This window comes from Proteiniphilum propionicum (genome assembly GCF_022267555.1).
In the GTDB taxonomy this organism is placed as follows: domain Bacteria; phylum Bacteroidota; class Bacteroidia; order Bacteroidales; family Dysgonomonadaceae; genus Proteiniphilum; species Proteiniphilum propionicum.
This window is the reverse complement of record NZ_CP073586.1, coordinates 550492-567853: the sequence shown is the minus strand read 5'-3', so window position 1 is coordinate 567853 and position 17362 is coordinate 550492. Positions and strand designations below refer to the sequence as shown.

Below are 17362 nucleotides of genomic sequence, written 5' to 3'. Positions count from 1 at the left end.
TCGTCAAATTCTGGTTATTACGATTATAGTGTTAGTGAACTAAATCGATTAACTCCCGTGAAATTGTCCGATGAACTCCTACCAATAACGCTGTTGAATAAAAAATCAGAAATAGTCGATCAGTTTTTTAATGGCTGCCTGGGGCTGGAGCTTCTCGTACAGGATCTGGTAAACTGTCCTGGCAATAGGCATATCAATCTTAAAGCGGTCATTCAGTTCATAAATACATTTAGCCCCGTAATAGCCTTCTGCTATCATCTCCATCTCCAGCTGAGCCGTTTTCACTGAATAGCCTTTTCCTATCATTGTGCCGAGTGTCCTGTTCCGGCTGAATTGAGAGTAGCCGGTCACAAGCATGTCACCCAGATAATGCTGCTCGGTAATATTCCGTTCAATGGGCACAACACCGTCGAGAAATCGCGACATCTCCTTTGCACAGTTACTCATAAGTACTGCCTGGAAATTATCGCCGTAAAGAAGTCCCTGGCAGATGCCGGCCGCAATGGCGTAGATATTTTTCAGTACGGAAGCCAGCTCAATACCGACCACATCATTAGATATTCGCGCTTTCAGTATCCTTGAAGAGATGGCTTCGGAGAGCAGTGTTGCTTTAGTCTCATCCTTGCTTGCTACAGTAAGAAACGACAAACGTTCCAGAGCAACCTCTTCTGCGTGACAGGGGCCAGAAAGAACTCCTATATTTTCAAATGGAATTTTATAATTATCAGCAAGGAATTCGCTCATCACCATATTGTCGTTCGGTATAATTCCTTTTAATGCCGAAACCATAAACTTACCCCGGAAGGTGCTGTTCCATATCCTACGAAAATATTGTTTCACGTAGGGCGATGGGATTGCAATGATGATTGTATCAGAATCTTTGATAGCCTTCTCGAAATTGGAGTAGAATGTAATATGCGCCAGATTGAACTTTACATTTGTCAGGTAATTGGGATTATGTCCCAGCTTGTAAAATCCTTCAATCTGATCGTCACGGCGTATGAACCAGTTCATTTGCTTTTGGTTCATCAATACAATTTTGGCTAGTGCTGTTCCCCAAGTACCGCCTCCCAAGATGCAGATTTTGCCGATAGAATCCATGATGTATTTTTTTTCAGTATGTCAGGCATTAAAGTCCAGATGCTTTTGCTATCCAACTTTTCACCTCATCGGGTGTTGGATTATCTAATCCCATTTTGAACTTTTTATTCATCCCGCATAAATCCTGGTGTAGCTTGTTGGGATTGACCTCTTTCAGGCTTTTAGCTTGAAGGTAACCTGCTTTTTGAACCACAGCCACCCACTCTTCAGGAATGCCGAGATCAGTAAATATGGAGGAGCTGTCTCTCTTGACAGTCTTTTCAGGACGCATCATAGGGAATAGAAGCACTTCCTGGATGGCAGTCTGTCCGGTAAGCAACATGGTGAGCCTGTCCATTCCTATACCCATTCCCGATGTAGGTGGCATGCCATATTCCAGTGCACGAATAAAATCCTGATCGATGAACATTGCCTCATCATCACCCTTTTCAGATAATCGAAGTTGTTCTTCAAACCGTTCACGCTGGTCAATAGGGTCGTTCAATTCGGTATAGGCATTTGCCAGCTCTTTCCCGTTGACCATCAACTCAAACCGTTCGGTCAACTCGGGATTTTCCCTGTGCCGTTTACAAAGAGGGGACATCTCTATGGGATAATCGATGATGAAGGTAGGTTGAATATACTTCCCTTCGGCTTTCTCGCCAAATATTTCATCGATCAGCTTGCCTTTTCCCATTGTTTTATCCTGCTCCACACCAAGTTTTTTGCATACATCACGGAGCTGGTTCTCGTCCATCCCGCTGATATCAATCCCGGTATGCTCCCTGATGGCATCTATCATTGTAACACGCTTATATGGTGCTTTAAAATCAATTTCGGCATCACCTACATTCACCTTGGTGGTCCCCAGCACTTTAAGGGTGACACTCTCCAGCATTTGTTCTGTAAACTCCATCATCCACTTATAGTCCTTGTAGGCGACATATATTTCCATGGCGGTGAACTCAGGATTGTGAGTGCGGTCCATGCCCTCGTTGCGGAAGTTTCTGGAGAACTCGTACACCCCCTCAAATCCTCCCACGATAAGCCTTTTCAGATACAACTCATTGGCTATTCTGAGATAGAGATCTATATCGAGTGCATTCATATGGGTAGTGAATGGCCGTGCAGCTGCTCCGCCGGGGATGCTTTGCAGTACGGGAGTGTCAACCTCCAGATAGCCCCGCTGATTGAAAAACTCACGCATAGCATCGAACAGAAGAGTCCGTTTCACGAATATCTCCTTTACATTGTCGTTAACCAGCAGGTCAACATATCTCTGACGGTAGCGTAACTCCGGATCGGAGAACTTATCATATACCACACCGTCTTTCATTTTTACAATGGGAAGTGGCTTCAGAGACTTCGATAACACCGTGAACGTTTCAGCATGTACCGAGATCTCACCGGTCTGCGTTCGGAAGACAAATCCTGTAATGCCCACTATATCACCTATGTCGGTGAGTTTCTTGAATATGGTATTGTATAGGTCCTTGTTTTCTCCCGGGCAGATATCGTCTCTGGTTATATACACCTGGATACGACCTTTCGAGTCCATCAGTTCAATGAAAGATGCTTTACCCATGATGCGGCGGGTCATTATACGCCCCGCGATACTTACCTGACGGCGAACGTCTTCGTCTCTGAACTTATTTTTAATATCTGTGGAATAGGCGTTCACATCATACAAGGCGGCGGGATAAGGTTCCACTCCCAGCTGTCTTAATTCATCCAGACTCTGCCGGCGTATGATTTCCTGTTCGCTTAGTTCTAAATTTTGCATGTTCTGATTGAATGGTTTGTGCAGCAATGCCCAAATTTTTCACAAAAGTACAAAATTATTCACTAATACACATCTTTTATTGCAACTACATAAATATCTGCACAAATTTGTTTCTGTTAAAAATTTGGATATTTGTACAATCTCCTACTCTTTCTCGCGACAACATAATACGAACGAATTACTATTCTGTGTATCACTTAACGAAAAAAATGCTCGCCGCAGCATAGTTCAGGCTGGCAGGAAACGGCAGATATTCATGGTGGTTATATCTTATTTGGGATTCGTGGAAATTGTCAGAAAATAATTAAAGAAAAATTTCTTTAATTCAATTGTGTTTATTACATTTGCTGGAGGAAACAATATGGATTAACACAGTAAGCGTCAATTCAATATTGCTGCCTGTTTCATTGTTTATACATTTTAAAAATATGTCTTATGGAAACGCTTACCAATACTTCTGTTTCCGGAAAAGCCCTCGATGAGATCATTGAAAAATACCGGGGAAAACCCGGCATGTTGCTTTCTGCCCTGGAAGAGATACAAGAGAAAAACGAACTGAAATTTCTTCCAGGTGAAACGTTGGCTGAAATATCAAGTAAATTGAATATACCCTATACGCAGGTATATAGTGTAGCCACATTTTACTCCTACTTCAATCTCAAGCCTCAGGGCAAACACTCTGTTGTTGTCTGTAGAGGTACAGCTTGTCATACTAAAGGGTCGAAAGCACTTTTGGATGATGTAGCAGCCATTTTGGGTTTCAGGAGAGATGTGGATGGTGCTGACTCTAAATACACCACTCCCGACAATATGTTTACGGTAAAAACTGTAGCTTGCTTTGGACAGTGCGCTCAATCGCCAGTTGTTGAGGTGGATGGGGCTATTTACAGTAATGTGAATTCTCAGAAGTTGCTGAAAATCCTGAAAAGGGTAAAAAGGGAAAAACTGACAAATACAGGCAAGCCATATGAAACCGTATGAAATAAAAATATTGCAAGATCAAAACAGGGAGAGAATTCTTCCTCTCGAACCAATGATTCTGATAGGGATGGGTACCTGCGGTATAGGCAACGGAGCCGATACTGTTTATCGTCATTTAATCAATCAGATAGAAAGTGAAGGTGCCGATTGTAAGCTCAAACAGACGGGATGTTTCGGTTTCTGTTCACAAGAGCCGCTGGTAATGCTATACAAGCCGGGTAAACCGATGCTGGCCTACTGCAAAGTACACGAAAAGGATATAAAACGTATCATCGAAAGCATTAAGAGTGATAAGATCTGCCGGAATAAGCTTTTGTGCAGAATAGACCTATGGGATTTTCTCACTTCAAAGGTGGAATTCGGAAGAGGATACGAAGATGTGCCTCATTGGGATGAGATCCCGTTTTTCAAGGGACAGGTAAAGGTGGTGCTGCGCCACGCAGGGTTTATCGACCCTGAGGAGATCCTCGACTATATTGCAGTAGGAGGATATAGCGCCCTTGCCAATGTGCTCTCGGGTATTGAACCTGAAGAGGTGATAAGCGAGGTTGTGAAATCGAAGCTTCGCGGACGGGGGGGCGCCGGATTCCCTACAGGGTTAAAATGGTCGATCATGCAAAAGCAGGAATCAGCCGGTAAATATATTATCTGTAATGCCGATGAAGGCGATCCGGGTGCTTATATGAACCGAAATGAAATTGAAAGTGACCCGCACATGCTAATAGAAGGAATGCTTATTGGTGCATACGCAATGGGAGCCGATAGAGGCATTGCATACGTCAGAGCTGAATACCCTCTCGCCGTGAAACGATTAAAAAAAGCTATTGAACAGGCAGAGAAACTTGGCCTGATAGGTGAAAATATCCTTGATTCAGGCTTTAGTTTCAGAATGGACGTCGTTGAGGGCGCAGGAGCGTTTGTTTGCGGTGAAGAGACGGCGTTGATTGCATCTATTGAAGGAAACGCCGGACGCCCGTTGCCCCGTCCTCCATACCCTGCGGAAAAGGGTCTGTATGGGAAACCGACCAACATAAACAATGTGGAGACGTGGTGTAATGTGCCGGTCATAATTGAGAAAGGAAGCGATTGGTTCAGAGGTATCGGGACTGAGAAAAGTACAGGTACAAAAGTATTTTCGCTGGTCGGCAAGGTGAAGAATACCGGATTGGTGGAGCTCCCGTTAGGCTCCAGTCTGGAGCAGTTCGTATTCAGTATCGGAGAAGGGACAGGCACCACCAAAAGAGTGAAAGCAGTACAGATAGGAGGCCCTTCAGGAGGCTGCATACCACTGGAATATTTTTCTACGCCCGTAGATTACGAATCGCTGAACAGCATAGGTGCTATAATGGGCTCGGGAGGCATGGTTGTGATGGATCAGGACAACTGTATGGTTGATGTTGCACGCTATTTCCTTGAATTCAATTCAGGGGAGTCGTGCGGAAAATGTACACCCTGCAGGGAGGGGCTGGCTCAGGCTCTCGCCATTCTTACCCGCATCACGGCGGGACATGGCACTGAAGCGGATTTGGCTATGCTTGAGCTGCTTGGTGGTGTTATAAAGGATTCATCACTTTGCGCACTCGGGCAGACCGCCCCAAATCCCATAATGACCACTTTGAAATACTTCAGGCATGAATATGAGGAGCATATAAGGGAAAAACGTTGCCATGCAGGTACATGTGAATCGTTGTTTATGGCGCTTTGCGAAAACAGCTGCCCCCTACATATGAATATTCCTGGATATATAGAACTTATAAAAGAGGGCAGGTGGGAGGATGCTTTTGAACTTACACTGCGAGATAATCCACTGCCTGGCACCTTAGGAAGGATATGTCACTTTCACTGTCAGATGCGATGCCGCCGTGAGATGCTTGATCAGCCTGTTTCACAGGGCGAGATTCACCGCTATCTTGCTGATACCATATACCAGCTAGGTAAAGAGGGGGAGATATACCGGAATCTGGCCAAAGAGAAACTGCCATCTACCAGGAAAAGGATTGCCATTATTGGCGCAGGCCCCGCAGGTCTTACAGCTGCATTTTATCTTGTGCGACTTGGCCATGAAGTCACTATTTACGATGCCATGCCAGAGGCAGGTGGAATACTGCGCTACGGTATTCCGCAGTACCGTTTACCTAAAGAGCTGCTGCAAAAAGAGATAAAAGTGGTCAGAAAACTGGGTGTTCAGTTTAAAATGAACCGGAGGTTGGGAGAGAATCTCTCACTTGAGGAGTTGAAAAAAGAGTTCGACGCTGTTTTTATAGCTATAGGAGCGTGGAAAGATGTTAAAATAAATATTCCGGGGGTAAATGCGAAGGGGGTATTTGCCGGGACCGAAATACTGAAAAGCATGGCAATGGGTGAAATTCCACAAGCCGGGCAGCATATTGTGATCATCGGTGCGGGAAACGTGGCTTTAGATGCTGCCCGCTCTCTCCTGCGACTGGGTAAAGATGTAACAATTGTATACCGTCGGGAAAAGAACGATATGCCTGCAAATGCCATTGAAATACTGGAATCGGAAGAGGAAAAGATAGGTTATTGTTTTCTCTCTTCACCTATAGAAATTATTACCGGCCAATCAGGGCAGGTGTGTGCACTTCGTATTGAAAGAATGAAACCGGGAGGTGTCGACCGGTCAGGAAGACGAATGTCTGTAGCTACGGGTATATTTGAAGAGATACCCTGCGATTCGGTTATACTTGCAATCGGTGAACGGGTTGGTTCCGAGAGTTTGGCGGACTCTTTGGAGGTGGGCAATGATGGCAGAATAAACGTCAACCGGTTTAGTTTTCAAACTTCCGAACCTAAAATATACGCTGGCGGTGATGCTGTCAGCGGCCCAGCTACTGCCGCCGAAGCAATGGGTATGGCAAAGATGGCTGCTGCTGCTATAGACAGAGTGTTGATGAACGAAGATAGATTTCACCTTCTGTCACGCAAGTTCGACTATGGAGATAAAGTGCCTGTGAATCCCAGGCCGTGTACCGGGAATGTTGCCAGAAAGCTCTCTGTAAGAGACCGGGTGAACAATTTTAATGAGATTTCATTCGGGTTTACAGGTGAACAGGCACGTAATGAAGTGGAGAGATGCCTCAGATGCGATGTAAGATGTCAATAGAAAAAAAGCATACTATGGAAGTAAGAATAAATAATCAGGTAGTTCAGGTAGCCGATGGTAGTACCATATGGCAGGCATGCAGCTCTGTAGGTATTCATGTGCCTTCGTTATGTTATCTGAAAGATGTATCACAAAACGCTTCCTGCGGCGTGTGCGTAGTTGAGGTGAAAGGGGCGAAGTCTTTGTTGCGCTCCTGTATCACAAAAGTCACTGAAGGGATGGAGATATTGACTGATAGCCCGCGTGCTATGGAAGCTCGGAAAATGAACGTTGAACTGTTGCTGGCCAACCATCCGCAGGATTGTTTGGTTTGCAGCCGAAACGGAAACTGTGAACTGCAGCAGTTGACCTTTACTTTGGGAATCAACACAAGGCGATTTGAGCGAACTCGTAAAGAACACCTTGCTAAAGACGAGTCATCTTTATCGTTGGTGCGGGATCCGGAAAAGTGTATTCTTTGCGGACGATGTGTGGCTGTCTGCAGCAACATGCAGAATGTGAGGGTTATAGATTTTGTGGGGCGAGGGCTTAAGACAAAGATATCAACTTTTCTTGACCGGGGCTTAGGCTTGGTAGCATGTACAAACTGTGGCCAATGCTCATTAGTATGTCCTACGGGTGCTATCACTGAAAAAAGCTATGTCAGCGACGTGAGGGCTGTATTGCAGGATCCGGGGAAAGTGGTACTGGTGCAAACAGCACCCGCCGTACGCGTGGGTATCGGGGAGGCCATGGGAATGCCTTATGGAAGCCTGGTAACGGGGCAGATGGTTGCCGGGTTGAGACGTCTTGGTTTTTCGAGGGTCTTTGATACCGATTTTGCGGCAGACCTTACCATTGTTGAAGAGGGTAATGAGTTGCTTCAACGCATAAGAAACGGTGGCGTCTTGCCAATGATAACATCCTGTTCACCGGGATGGATAAAGTTTATTGAACATTTTTATCCACAGCTGCTGGAACATTTGTCTACATGTAAATCTCCACAACAGATGTTTGGTGCGGTAGCCAAAACCTATTACGCCGAAAAAACAGGTACCGACCCGAGAGATATAGTTGTAGTTTCTGTTATGCCCTGCACCGCCAAGAAATATGAGGCCCGAAGGCCCGAAATGGATGGTGCATTCCAATACTGGAAAGAGAGAATGAGCCTTACGGAGGAGGAACGATTCTTTGATGTAGATTATTCTCTAACCACAAGGGAACTGGCTCGTATGTTTCGTGAATCGGGTATTGAATTCACGCAGCTTCCGGATGAAGAGTTCGACAGCCCACTGGGCGAATCGACAGGTGCGGCAGTGTTGTTCGGATCCACGGGTGGTGTTATGGAAGCAGCGTTAAGGACTGCTTATGAGCTTTATACCGGGAGAAACCTGAAGAGTTTAGATTTCAAGTCGGTCCGGGGATTACAGGGGATAAGAGAAGCCGATATAGATATGAACGGAACAACTTTGAAAGTTGCTGTTGGCAACACGCTGAAAAATGCTGCTTTGTTGCTCGATCAGATAAAAAATGGCACATCACCTTACGCATTTATCGAGGTAATGACCTGCCCGGGAGGCTGCCTGGGCGGAGGAGGCCAGCCTATACCGACCAATGCCGAAATACGGGAAAAGCGTGCTGAATCAATCTATTTTGAAGATGAACACAAAACGATACGTAAATCTCATGAAAACCCCGAAATTGTAAGGATTTATGAGGATTTTCTCATGTGCCCCATGAGTGATAGATCGCATCATCTGTTGCATACGCACTATGTGAAAAGGTCGGTTTAAGCGGTTTTACATACCGATTATCAGCATGAGTCCCCTCCTGAAAGTCTCTTTCATTACAATCGGATAAAACAGATATTAATATTCAATACATTATAAAAAACCATTTTTGATATTCCCGATTTTTTGGAGCAGACTCAAATAATTATTTTTTAATTTATTTTGGCTTTGTTAGCAGACTTAAGCATTTAATAACAGAGTGGTTTATGCAGGACTCAGGAGGAGTATGAAAGATTAGTTAAGCATTTATTAAATGGTTGTGTGATTGTCTGTTTAGACTGATTTTCAAGAGAGCTGCCTGGTTGTTTGCTTATATCGGCATCACGGAAAATTTGATAAATTATTGAATTTAATTACCGAAAAATTTCTTTAATTTGAAAAAAATGGTTTACTTTGTAGTATAAAGTAGTAAAAACATTTTAATTACCTAATATTCAGATTGTTGAAAAGGTGTTTTTAGCTCTGCAATGTTACCTTTGTCAAGACATATTTGATAAAACAACCACAATATGATACAAATTGTTGCAAAGTAACACATCATAAAAACACAAAGAAAGCTATTTTTCGTACATTGTTTGAAATAAAAAATGAATTTACAAAGGGTAAACGAGATTATCGACGGAACAATACAACTCGATTGTAACACTCTTCACAATTACACAAATGCTTTTGCTTCTGATTTGATGAGTGATGTATTGCGATTTCAGATGGAGAACACCATCCTTATTACGGGTTTGTGCACAGTGCAAGCTATCCGTACTGCAGAGATCATCAATATTTCCTGCATAATTTTCGGCAGGGGCAAACAGGTTACGGATGAAATGTTGGCTTTGGCAAAGGAACATAATATATCAATTGTTGCAACAGATTCAACAGTTTTTGAGATTTCAGGGAAACTCTATCAAAATGGGTTGAAACCGGTTTCCCTATGAAGATGCATTACAACATAGAGGGGGGAAATTTCAGCGCGGCAGGACGGGCAAGCTCTGAGGTGAAAAAAACTCTTAAACAGTTCAATATATCGCCTATTATTGTGCGAAGGATAGCCGTGGCGCTCTACGAAGCCGAAGTAAACGTTGTGGCACACGCTTGGAAAGGGATAATGAGTGTGGATATCACACCGGAGGGAATCGATGTGGTTGTTGAGGATGAGGGGCCTGGAATTGAAGATATTGACAAAGCGATGGAAGAGGGCTTTTCTACTGCTACTGATGAGGTTCGTCAAATGGGATTTGGAGCCGGGATGGGACTGCCTAATATCAAAAGAAACTGTGATGAGATGTATTTGTCATCTACACCCGGGACAGGAACAAGGCTTGAGATAAAAGTTTTTTTCAACGGCTAGCCGGCTTATTGGAATAGTATCCGGATACTTTTAGGTACAAAATGAAAGACAGGAACTATACACATTCAATTCAGATTGATACAAATAAATGTATCGGTTGCTCGCATTGTATGCGTGTTTGTTCTACACAGGCTATCCGTATTGTGGAGGGGTATGCGCGCATTCAACCGGAAAGATGTATCGACTGCGGCGAATGTTACCGTGTTTGTCCTCAACGGGCCATTTACGCTAAGGATGACGGTTTCATTTCCATAGAGAGGGACGGATACCGGATTGCACTGGTGCCCTCTGTCTTTATTGGCCAATTTCCTTCAGAATATTCGGCCACACAGGTACTTGATGCGGTAAAACAGTTGGGCTTTGATGAGGTATATGAGGTGGAGCAGGCAGTGGATTTCATGAAAGAAGCCTATGAATCTGTTGCGAAAGAGGAACTGCCTCATCCGCTTATCAGTTCGTTTTGTCCTGCAATAGTCCGCCTTATTCAGGTTCAATACCCTTCGCTTACAGAGCTGATTTTGTTGCTGAAAGCACCTCACGATGTAGTTGCTCTCTATCTCAGAAAATTGAAGGAGAGGGAGGGTATGGACCCGGGGAAATTGTTCATATATTATATTACCCCGTGCGCTGCGAAAATTGTTGCAGCCCGTGCACCCGTAGGTGAGCTGCAATCGCCTATCGATGCTACAATAAATATGACCGAGATCTATAACAAGGTTTCAAAAATACTGCATGGAAAGAAAAATCCCGGGTTACACAAAAAATTTGCAAATATGAGCCCCGATTCGGTCAACTGGTCGTTGTCGGGGACCGAAAAGAAATATTTTCCTGGTAGAAGCTTGGCTATTGACGGGATAGATAATGTGATTGAGTTTCTTGAAAAGCTGGAATCGGGACATATCGCCGAAATAGATTTTCTAGAGATGCGTGCCTGTGACCAGGGGTGTGCCGGGGGCATCCTTTGTCCCGGTAACAGATTCCTTACAGTGGAACGATTGGAACATAGGCATAAAAGATTGCAAAAGCTGAAAAAGGCCGACAAAGGAGTTGTGAGAAATCCACTTATGGAGTATAAGGAGGTGCTTCATGCACTTTCCAGTGTCGATCCGGTTTATCCACGCGATGGACTGCTGTTGGATGAAGATATGGAGAAGGCGTTGATTAAGCTGCAGCGAATTGAGCGGCTTATGACCTACTTTCCCGGTTTCGATTGCGGTGCCTGCGGTGCACCGGGCTGCAGGAATCTGGCCGAAGATATTGTAAGAGGCAAAGCGAGCATATCTCATTGTGTTTTTGTGCAGCGTGTTATGGAGAAAAATTACAAACTGAGCCCTGATCAGGCCTTTGTGGTTATAGAAAAGATATGGGGCAGGAACAGGCTCAATAAATACAGAGATTCACATGGAAAAGAATCTTAAACAGCTTACAGAAGAGCTGAATTTTGAATGTCTTACGGGTAACTCTCTGTTAGAGAGAGCGGTGCAGTCGGCTTATGTGTCTGATTTGCTGAGTGATGTGATGGGTAAAGCACAACCTAAAATGCTTTGGGTTACATCGCAGGTACATAAAAATATTGTGGCGGTTGCTTCGCTTAAAGAGTTAAGTGCAGTAATAGTGGTCAATGAGCGGATTGTTGCTCAGGAGGTATTGGATCATGCCGAAGCTGAGGAGGTAGTTATACTAACATCCGGGATGCCTGCTTTTGAAACTGCCGGAATACTGTATGAGTGGTTGAAGGAGGTTGATTGAGCACGTGGCATGAGCGACGCGCAACTGACAACAAAGTTGAATAAAGCGAAAAAGAGAGGAGTTAAATGAACTGTTTCAATGCCGATTTGCACATTCACACCTGTTTGTCACCGTGCGGCAGCCTTGATATGAGCCCGGGGAATATTATCCGTACGGCGAAGGCGAAGGGGCTGCATATGATAGCAATCACCGACCACAACACCACCCGGAATGTACGTGTTTGCGTGGAAATTGGCAGCAGGGAAGGCGTTTATGTTATACCCGGGTGTGAGGTGAACACAAGGGAAGAGGTCCACTGCCTATGTTATTTCCCTCATTTGCAGGCATTGGAGGAGTTTCAGAACTATCTGGAAGAGAGAATGACCGATGTGAAAAACGATCCTCGCCGCATGGGATACCAGGTAGCTGTAGATGAGAATGATCTGATAGTGTATGAAGAAGAGCGCTCTTTATTTATGAGTATTGATGATGAGATAGAGGGCGTGGCAGGAGAGGTACACAGGCTGGACGGAATTTTCGTGCCGGCTCATATCGACAGGCCGAAAAACAGCCTGTTCAGTCAGCTGGGTTTTATACCTTTCGATCTTGAGTATGATGCGCTTGAGGTGTCAAAAGCTACAACGCCGGAAGAGTTTGTAAAAAAACACCAGGGTCTTAAAGGTAAACGGTTCCTCCAAAACTCCGATGCCCATTATCCGGAAGATATTGCTTCAGTGTATAATCGCTTCAATATGGAGAGGCCAGATTGGGAATGTTTTAGAACATTTTTTGCTGAAAACCGGAATAAGGGATCTGAAATATATTGCACTAATGGTTGATATGGCGATGCATATGATGGATATAGTACAGAATTCCATTCGGGCGGAAGCGAAGAAAATCTGTATATCTTTTAATGAGGATAGTATAGGAAACAGGCTAATATTCAGGGTAGAAGATGATGGAATAGGAATGAGCGGAGAGGCAGTGAAAAAACTGGCCGACCCTTTTTATTCTACTCGAACCACCAGAAGAGTTGGGTTAGGCGTCCCTTTTTTAAAAATGACTTGCGAGCAGGCCGGAGGTTCGCTGGAGGTACTATCTGAAGAGGGTAAAGGGACAACAGTTGAAGCGGTTTACCGTACTGATAACCCCGACTGTCTACCGCTGGGAGATATTGCGGGATATCTGGCTTTGTTGTTGAAAGCTAATCCGGGGATTCATTTTAGGTTTGCCTATAAGGTAGATGGGAAGCTATTTGAAATTGATTCCAATGAAATGAAGTTGCAGGGGATAGATTTGCAATACCCGCAGATGTTGCCGGCAGTAAAAGAGTTTATAAACGAAAACCTGAAAGAGATATTCAAAATGAGGCCTTTGAATAGCTTTCTATGCAGGTAGCAGTGGGGGTGGAAACAGCTACAATAAATAACTTATAACTATTAATATATGAATAATATGAATGGAATAAAAACACTTGCCGACCTGAAAAAGAAACAGGAAGAGGTAAAATCCATCCTCGACTTAAGGAACAGGGCTGAGAACCCCGAGTCAATTGTTCAGGTGAAGGTGGCTATGGCCACATGCGGAATAGCCTCTGGAGCTAAAGAGGTGATGGAGTACTTCGTGGAAGAGCTCGATAAGAGAAGAATAGATGCGGTAGTAACACAGACAGGATGCATGGGTTACTGCTTTGCCGAACCTACCGTGGAAATAACCATGCCGGGAAAAGAACCGATGGTTTTCGGATATGTAAATCCTAAAAAAGCCGACGAGATAATAGAACGCTATATCAAAGATGGCGAACTTGTCGACGGTATAATACCACAAAATTATAATACTATCTAAAATACAACTAAATATGAGTCAATACAAAATGCACCTTCTCGTATGCGCAGGGACCGGATGCAATTCATCGGAAAGCAGCCTGGTTTACGAAATGTTACGCGATGAGGTTGAGAGAAAAGAATTGAAAGAGGATGTACAGATTATCCGTACCGGCTGTTTTGGTTTTTGCGAAAAGGGGCCAATAGTGAAAGTCTTGCCAGATAACACGTTCTACACCCAGGTAAGGCCTTCTGACGCAAAAGAGATTATTGATGAACATGTTATCAAGGGGCGAAAGGTAAATCGTCTGCTTTATACAGATCCCGAGACCGAGGAACATATACTCGATTCAAAACATATGGGCTTCTATAAGAAGCAGTTGCGTATAGCGCTTCGTAACTGTGGAACCATCGATCCCGAGAATATTGATGAATCGATTGCCCGAGATGCATACCAGGCATTAGGTAAAGTTCTTACAGATTACTCTCCGCAGGAGGCCATTGATGTGATCAAGAAATCGGGATTGCGTGGCCGTGGCGGTGCGGGATTCCCTACAGGCCTGAAATGGGAGATTGCTAGCAGGAACGAAGCCGATCAGAAGTATGTGGTCTGTAATGCCGATGAAGGCGATCCGGGGGCTTTCATGGATCGCTCCATCCTTGAGGGTGACCCCCACTCTGTACTTGAAGCTATGATTATTTGCGGCTATTGCATAGGCGCAACCAAAGGATTGATATATATAAGGGCAGAATATCCGCTGGCTATAAAACGACTGAAGATTGCAATAGCGCAGGCAAGGGAGTACGGATTGCTGGGTGATAATATTTTCGATGCCGGCTTCAACTTCGATATAAGCCTTAAATATGGTGCAGGTGCTTTCGTCTGCGGTGAAGAGACAGCACTCATAAACTCTATGGAAGGGAAAAGGGGTGAACCGTCCAACAAACCTCCATTTCCGGCACAGAGCGGATATATGGGAAAACCTACGAACGTTAACAATGTGGAGACTCTTGCCAATATACCTGTGATTATTCAAAGAGGGGCCGAATGGTTCTCTTCAATCGGAACCGAAAAGTCGAAGGGGACTAAAGTGTTTGCACTTGCAGGAAAGATAAATAATGTGGGATTGATTGAGGTGCCAATGGGTATTACGCTTAGAGAGATTATTTACGAGATTGGCGGCGGAATAAAAAACGGCAAGAAATTCAAGGCGGTGCAAACAGGAGGGCCTTCAGGAGGATGCCTTACAGAGAAGCACCTTGATACGCCGATAGATTATGAAAGTCTTACTGCTGCAGGCTCAATGATGGGTTCAGGAGGCATGATTGTGCTTGATGAGGATGACTGCATGGTATCGGTAGCCAAGTTCTACCTGGGTTTTATTGTGGAAGAGTCCTGCGGAAAATGTGCACCCTGCCGCATCGGCAACAAACGGCTTTATGAAGCCCTCGAAAGAATCACCGATGGCAAAGGCAAACAGGAAGATATAGAAAAGCTGAGAAACTTAAGCAGTGTCATTAAAGATACTTCGTTGTGCGGATTAGGACAAACTGCTCCCAACCCGGTACTCTCAACACTCAACAACTTCATGGATGAGTACAAGGAGCATGTGCATGATAAAAAATGCCGTTCCGGCCAGTGTCGTAACCTCCTATACTATGTGATTTCTGAAGAAGATTGTATCGGATGTATGGCATGTAAGCGGGTTTGTCCTACACATGCAATCAGTGGAGAAAAGAAAGAGCCACATGTTATCAATCAGGAGATATGTATTAAATGCGGCGCCTGCATGGAGAAATGTCAGTTTGAAGCAATCAGCCTGAAAAGTGATTATAAGGTTAGTGTAATGGCCAATTAAACAGGAATTATCAATAACATCGAGCAATAGTTGAGGGAGATATTAAAATAGTCCTGGCAATTGCTCCGTAAACCTAAAAAAATAATGATAGAACTCACTATAGACAAGAAAAAAGTAAGGGTAGAAAAAGGGACTACCATCTTAAAGGCTGCACAGCAGGTGGGAGTGGAAATTCCGACACTGTGCCATTTTGAGTTGTGCGACCTGGATATTGAAAATAAACCCGGAGGATGCCGTATTTGTGTTGTGGAGGTGGAGGGGCGCAGGAATCTTGCTCCATCGTGTATGACCGAAGCTCAAGATGGCATGGTGATAAATACACACAGTATCAGGGTGCTTAACGCCAGGACAACAGTATTGAAACTCATTATCTCAGACCACCCGTTCGACTGCCTGGTATGTGCTAAATCGGGCCATTGCGAACTGCAGAGCCTTGCAACACAGTTTGGAATACGCAGCCTCCCGTATGAAGGAGAGCAGTCGCATTACAGGAAGGATACTTCACCCTCAATAATACGTGATGTAGATAAATGTATTATGTGCCGACGCTGTGAAATGATGTGCAACGAGGTGCAGACAGTGGGTGCTCTTGCAGCAGTAAACCGCGGCTTTATGTCGGTTGTGGCACCCGCTTTCGAGATGAACCTTGAAGACTCTCCATGTACCTATTGCGGACAGTGTGTATCGGTATGCCCGACAGGCGCTCTTACCGAAGTGGATCACACCAACGACATTATAAGAGCTTTGAATGATCCCGCCAAAACTGTTGTAGTACAGACAGCACCAGCTGTTCGCGCCGCTTTAGGAGAAGAGTTCGGACTGGAAGCGGGAACGCTCGTTACTGGTCGGATGGTGGCGGCGTTGCGGGAGCTGGGATTCGACTATGTTTTTGATACCGACTTTAGTGCCGACCTTACCATTATGGAGGAGGGGACGGAGTTGCTGCAGCGCATTCAGGGCCATCTGGCCGGAGACACTTCTGTCCGTCTGCCTATACTCACGTCGTGCTGCCCTGGATGGGTTAACTTCTTTGAACACAACTTTTCTGATCTTTTGGATGTGCCATCTACTTCAAAGTCGCCACAGCAGATGTTCGGAGCGATAGCAAAATCATGGTTTGCAGACAAGATCGGAGTCAACAGGAAAGATCTGGTAGTGGTATCCATTATGCCATGCCTGGCAAAGAAGTATGAATGTCAGCGCGATGAGTTCAGTGTAGCCGGTAATGCCGATGTCGATTTTTCCATCTCTACTAGAGAGCTGGCAGCATTTATAAAACAGGCTAACATCGATTTTCTGAATCTTCCCGATGAAGATTTCGATGACCCGCTGGGTGAGTCGTCAGGAGCAGCTGTAATTTTCGGTAACACCGGTGGAGTAATTGAAGCTGCTTGTCGTACTGCATACGAGCTGCATACTGGTAAAACTCTTGAAGAGGTTGAATTTCACGAGCTGCGCGGAGTAGAGGGTATCCGGTCTGCCACCATAGATTTCGACGGGTTAAAGCTAAATATAGGAATAGCTCATGGGTTGGGGAACGCTCGCAAATTGCTGGATGAAGTGAGAGCTGGAACTTCGCAATATCATGCTATTGAGATTATGGCATGCCCCGGAGGCTGCATTGGCGGAGGTGGACAGCCTTATCATCATGGTAACAGCAGAATCCTTGCCAAACGTGCTGCCGCTATCTACACCGAGGATGAGCGCAAAACCATCCGCAAGTCGCACGAGAACCCTTCAATTATAAGGCTCTACCGTGAATTCCTGGGCGAACCGGGGAGCCATAAAGCCCACAGTTTGCTGCATACTGAGTATTTTCCTAAAAGCAATGAGGTTTCAATTCATTTAAATGGTCCGAATAGTAAGTAAAAAA

Annotated in this window: 14 protein-coding genes; 12 read left to right on the top strand and 2 right to left on the bottom strand. The window is 44.7% G+C overall.

Going from position 1 to position 17362, the window contains the following annotated elements; translation table 11 throughout:
• Nucleotides 1-105 precede the first annotated feature (105 nt).
• Together KDN43_RS02110 and lysS are read right to left on the bottom strand one after the other, a co-directional pair.
• A complete protein-coding gene (locus tag KDN43_RS02110) occupies nucleotides 106-1101 on the bottom strand; it encodes an NAD(P)H-dependent glycerol-3-phosphate dehydrogenase (RefSeq protein ID WP_238868051.1) in 996 nt (331 codons plus the stop codon).
• 28 nt (nucleotides 1102-1129) lie between these two features.
• Entirely contained in the window at nucleotides 1130-2863 is a 1734-nt protein-coding gene (gene lysS, locus KDN43_RS02105) for a lysine--tRNA ligase (protein ID WP_238868050.1), read from the bottom strand.
• A 435-nt stretch (nucleotides 2864-3298) separates the two neighbouring features.
• On the opposite strand from lysS, the gene KDN43_RS02100 reads away from it, so the two are divergent.
• The 12 genes from KDN43_RS02100 (at nucleotide 3299) to KDN43_RS02045 (ending at nucleotide 17358) form a co-directional block, all read left to right on the top strand.
• Nucleotides 3299-3844: an NADH-quinone oxidoreductase subunit NuoE family protein gene (locus tag KDN43_RS02100; protein ID WP_238868049.1), complete on the top strand. Its 546-nt coding sequence runs from the start codon at nucleotides 3299-3301 to the stop codon at nucleotides 3842-3844.
• Nucleotides 3831-6965, top strand: a complete 3135-nt coding sequence (locus KDN43_RS02095; protein WP_238868048.1) for an FAD-dependent oxidoreductase — start codon at nucleotides 3831-3833, stop codon at nucleotides 6963-6965. The genes KDN43_RS02100 and KDN43_RS02095 overlap by 14 nt, the downstream gene beginning before the upstream one ends.
• A 14-nt stretch (nucleotides 6966-6979) precedes the next feature.
• Nucleotides 6980-8737, top strand: coding sequence for an NADH-dependent [FeFe] hydrogenase, group A6 (locus KDN43_RS02090; RefSeq protein ID WP_238868047.1), 1758 nt, complete (start codon nucleotides 6980-6982; stop codon nucleotides 8735-8737).
• Between the two features lie 584 nt (nucleotides 8738-9321).
• Complete coding sequence (locus tag KDN43_RS02085; protein WP_238868046.1) at nucleotides 9322-9666, top strand: transcriptional regulator; 345 nt, start codon at nucleotides 9322-9324, stop codon at nucleotides 9664-9666.
• Complete coding sequence (locus tag KDN43_RS02080) at nucleotides 9663-10079, top strand: ATP-binding protein (RefSeq protein ID WP_238868045.1); 417 nt, start codon at nucleotides 9663-9665, stop codon at nucleotides 10077-10079. The genes KDN43_RS02085 and KDN43_RS02080 overlap by 4 nt, the downstream gene beginning before the upstream one ends.
• Before the next feature lie 41 nt (nucleotides 10080-10120).
• On the top strand, nucleotides 10121-11497 hold the full coding sequence (locus KDN43_RS02075) for a [Fe-Fe] hydrogenase large subunit C-terminal domain-containing protein (protein WP_238868044.1): 1377 nt from the start codon (nucleotides 10121-10123) through the stop codon (nucleotides 11495-11497).
• Nucleotides 11481-11828 (top strand): serine kinase, encoded by a 348-nt coding sequence (locus KDN43_RS02070; protein ID WP_238868043.1) that lies wholly within the window; start codon nucleotides 11481-11483, stop codon nucleotides 11826-11828. Before KDN43_RS02075 ends, KDN43_RS02070 begins: the two co-directional genes overlap by 17 nt.
• Before the next feature lie 65 nt (nucleotides 11829-11893).
• Complete coding sequence (locus KDN43_RS02065) at nucleotides 11894-12646, top strand: PHP domain-containing protein (protein WP_238868042.1); 753 nt, start codon at nucleotides 11894-11896, stop codon at nucleotides 12644-12646.
• A 13-nt stretch (nucleotides 12647-12659) separates the two neighbouring features.
• Nucleotides 12660-13205 carry an ATP-binding protein gene (locus tag KDN43_RS02060; protein WP_238868041.1) on the top strand — a complete coding sequence of 182 codons (546 nt, stop codon included), beginning with the start codon at nucleotides 12660-12662 and terminating at the stop codon, nucleotides 13203-13205.
• A gap of 57 nt (nucleotides 13206-13262) precedes the next feature.
• A complete protein-coding gene (locus tag KDN43_RS02055; protein ID WP_238869524.1) occupies nucleotides 13263-13652 on the top strand; it encodes a (2Fe-2S) ferredoxin domain-containing protein in 390 nt (129 codons plus the stop codon).
• A 13-nt stretch (nucleotides 13653-13665) separates the two neighbouring features.
• Nucleotides 13666-15489 carry an NADH-quinone oxidoreductase subunit NuoF gene (nuoF, locus tag KDN43_RS02050; protein ID WP_238868040.1) on the top strand — a complete coding sequence of 608 codons (1824 nt, stop codon included), beginning with the start codon at nucleotides 13666-13668 and terminating at the stop codon, nucleotides 15487-15489.
• Between the two features lie 84 nt (nucleotides 15490-15573).
• Complete coding sequence (locus tag KDN43_RS02045; RefSeq protein WP_238868039.1) at nucleotides 15574-17358, top strand: NADH-dependent [FeFe] hydrogenase, group A6; 1785 nt, start codon at nucleotides 15574-15576, stop codon at nucleotides 17356-17358.
• Nucleotides 17359-17362 lie beyond the last annotated feature (4 nt).

Coding starts and splice junctions, on each gene's coding strand:
- KDN43_RS02110 (WP_238868051.1), bottom strand. CDS start 1,101: ATGGATTCTATCGGCAAAATCTGCATCTTGGGAGGCGGTACTTGGGGA.
- KDN43_RS02055 (WP_238869524.1), top strand. CDS start 13,263: ATGAATGGAATAAAAACACTTGCCGACCTGAAAAAGAAACAGGAAGAG.
- KDN43_RS02060 (WP_238868041.1), top strand. CDS start 12,660: ATGATGGATATAGTACAGAATTCCATTCGGGCGGAAGCGAAGAAAATC.
- KDN43_RS02100 (WP_238868049.1), top strand. CDS start 3,299: ATGGAAACGCTTACCAATACTTCTGTTTCCGGAAAAGCCCTCGATGAG.
- lysS (WP_238868050.1), bottom strand. CDS start 2,863: ATGCAAAATTTAGAACTAAGCGAACAGGAAATCATACGCCGGCAGAGT.
- KDN43_RS02070 (WP_238868043.1), top strand. CDS start 11,481: ATGGAAAAGAATCTTAAACAGCTTACAGAAGAGCTGAATTTTGAATGT.
- KDN43_RS02095 (WP_238868048.1), top strand. CDS start 3,831: ATGAAACCGTATGAAATAAAAATATTGCAAGATCAAAACAGGGAGAGA.
- KDN43_RS02090 (WP_238868047.1), top strand. CDS start 6,980: ATGGAAGTAAGAATAAATAATCAGGTAGTTCAGGTAGCCGATGGTAGT.
- KDN43_RS02080 (WP_238868045.1), top strand. CDS start 9,663: ATGAAGATGCATTACAACATAGAGGGGGGAAATTTCAGCGCGGCAGGA.
- nuoF (WP_238868040.1), top strand. CDS start 13,666: ATGAGTCAATACAAAATGCACCTTCTCGTATGCGCAGGGACCGGATGC.
- KDN43_RS02065 (WP_238868042.1), top strand. CDS start 11,894: ATGAACTGTTTCAATGCCGATTTGCACATTCACACCTGTTTGTCACCG.
- KDN43_RS02045 (WP_238868039.1), top strand. CDS start 15,574: ATGATAGAACTCACTATAGACAAGAAAAAAGTAAGGGTAGAAAAAGGG.
- KDN43_RS02075 (WP_238868044.1), top strand. CDS start 10,121: ATGAAAGACAGGAACTATACACATTCAATTCAGATTGATACAAATAAA.
- KDN43_RS02085 (WP_238868046.1), top strand. CDS start 9,322: ATGAATTTACAAAGGGTAAACGAGATTATCGACGGAACAATACAACTC.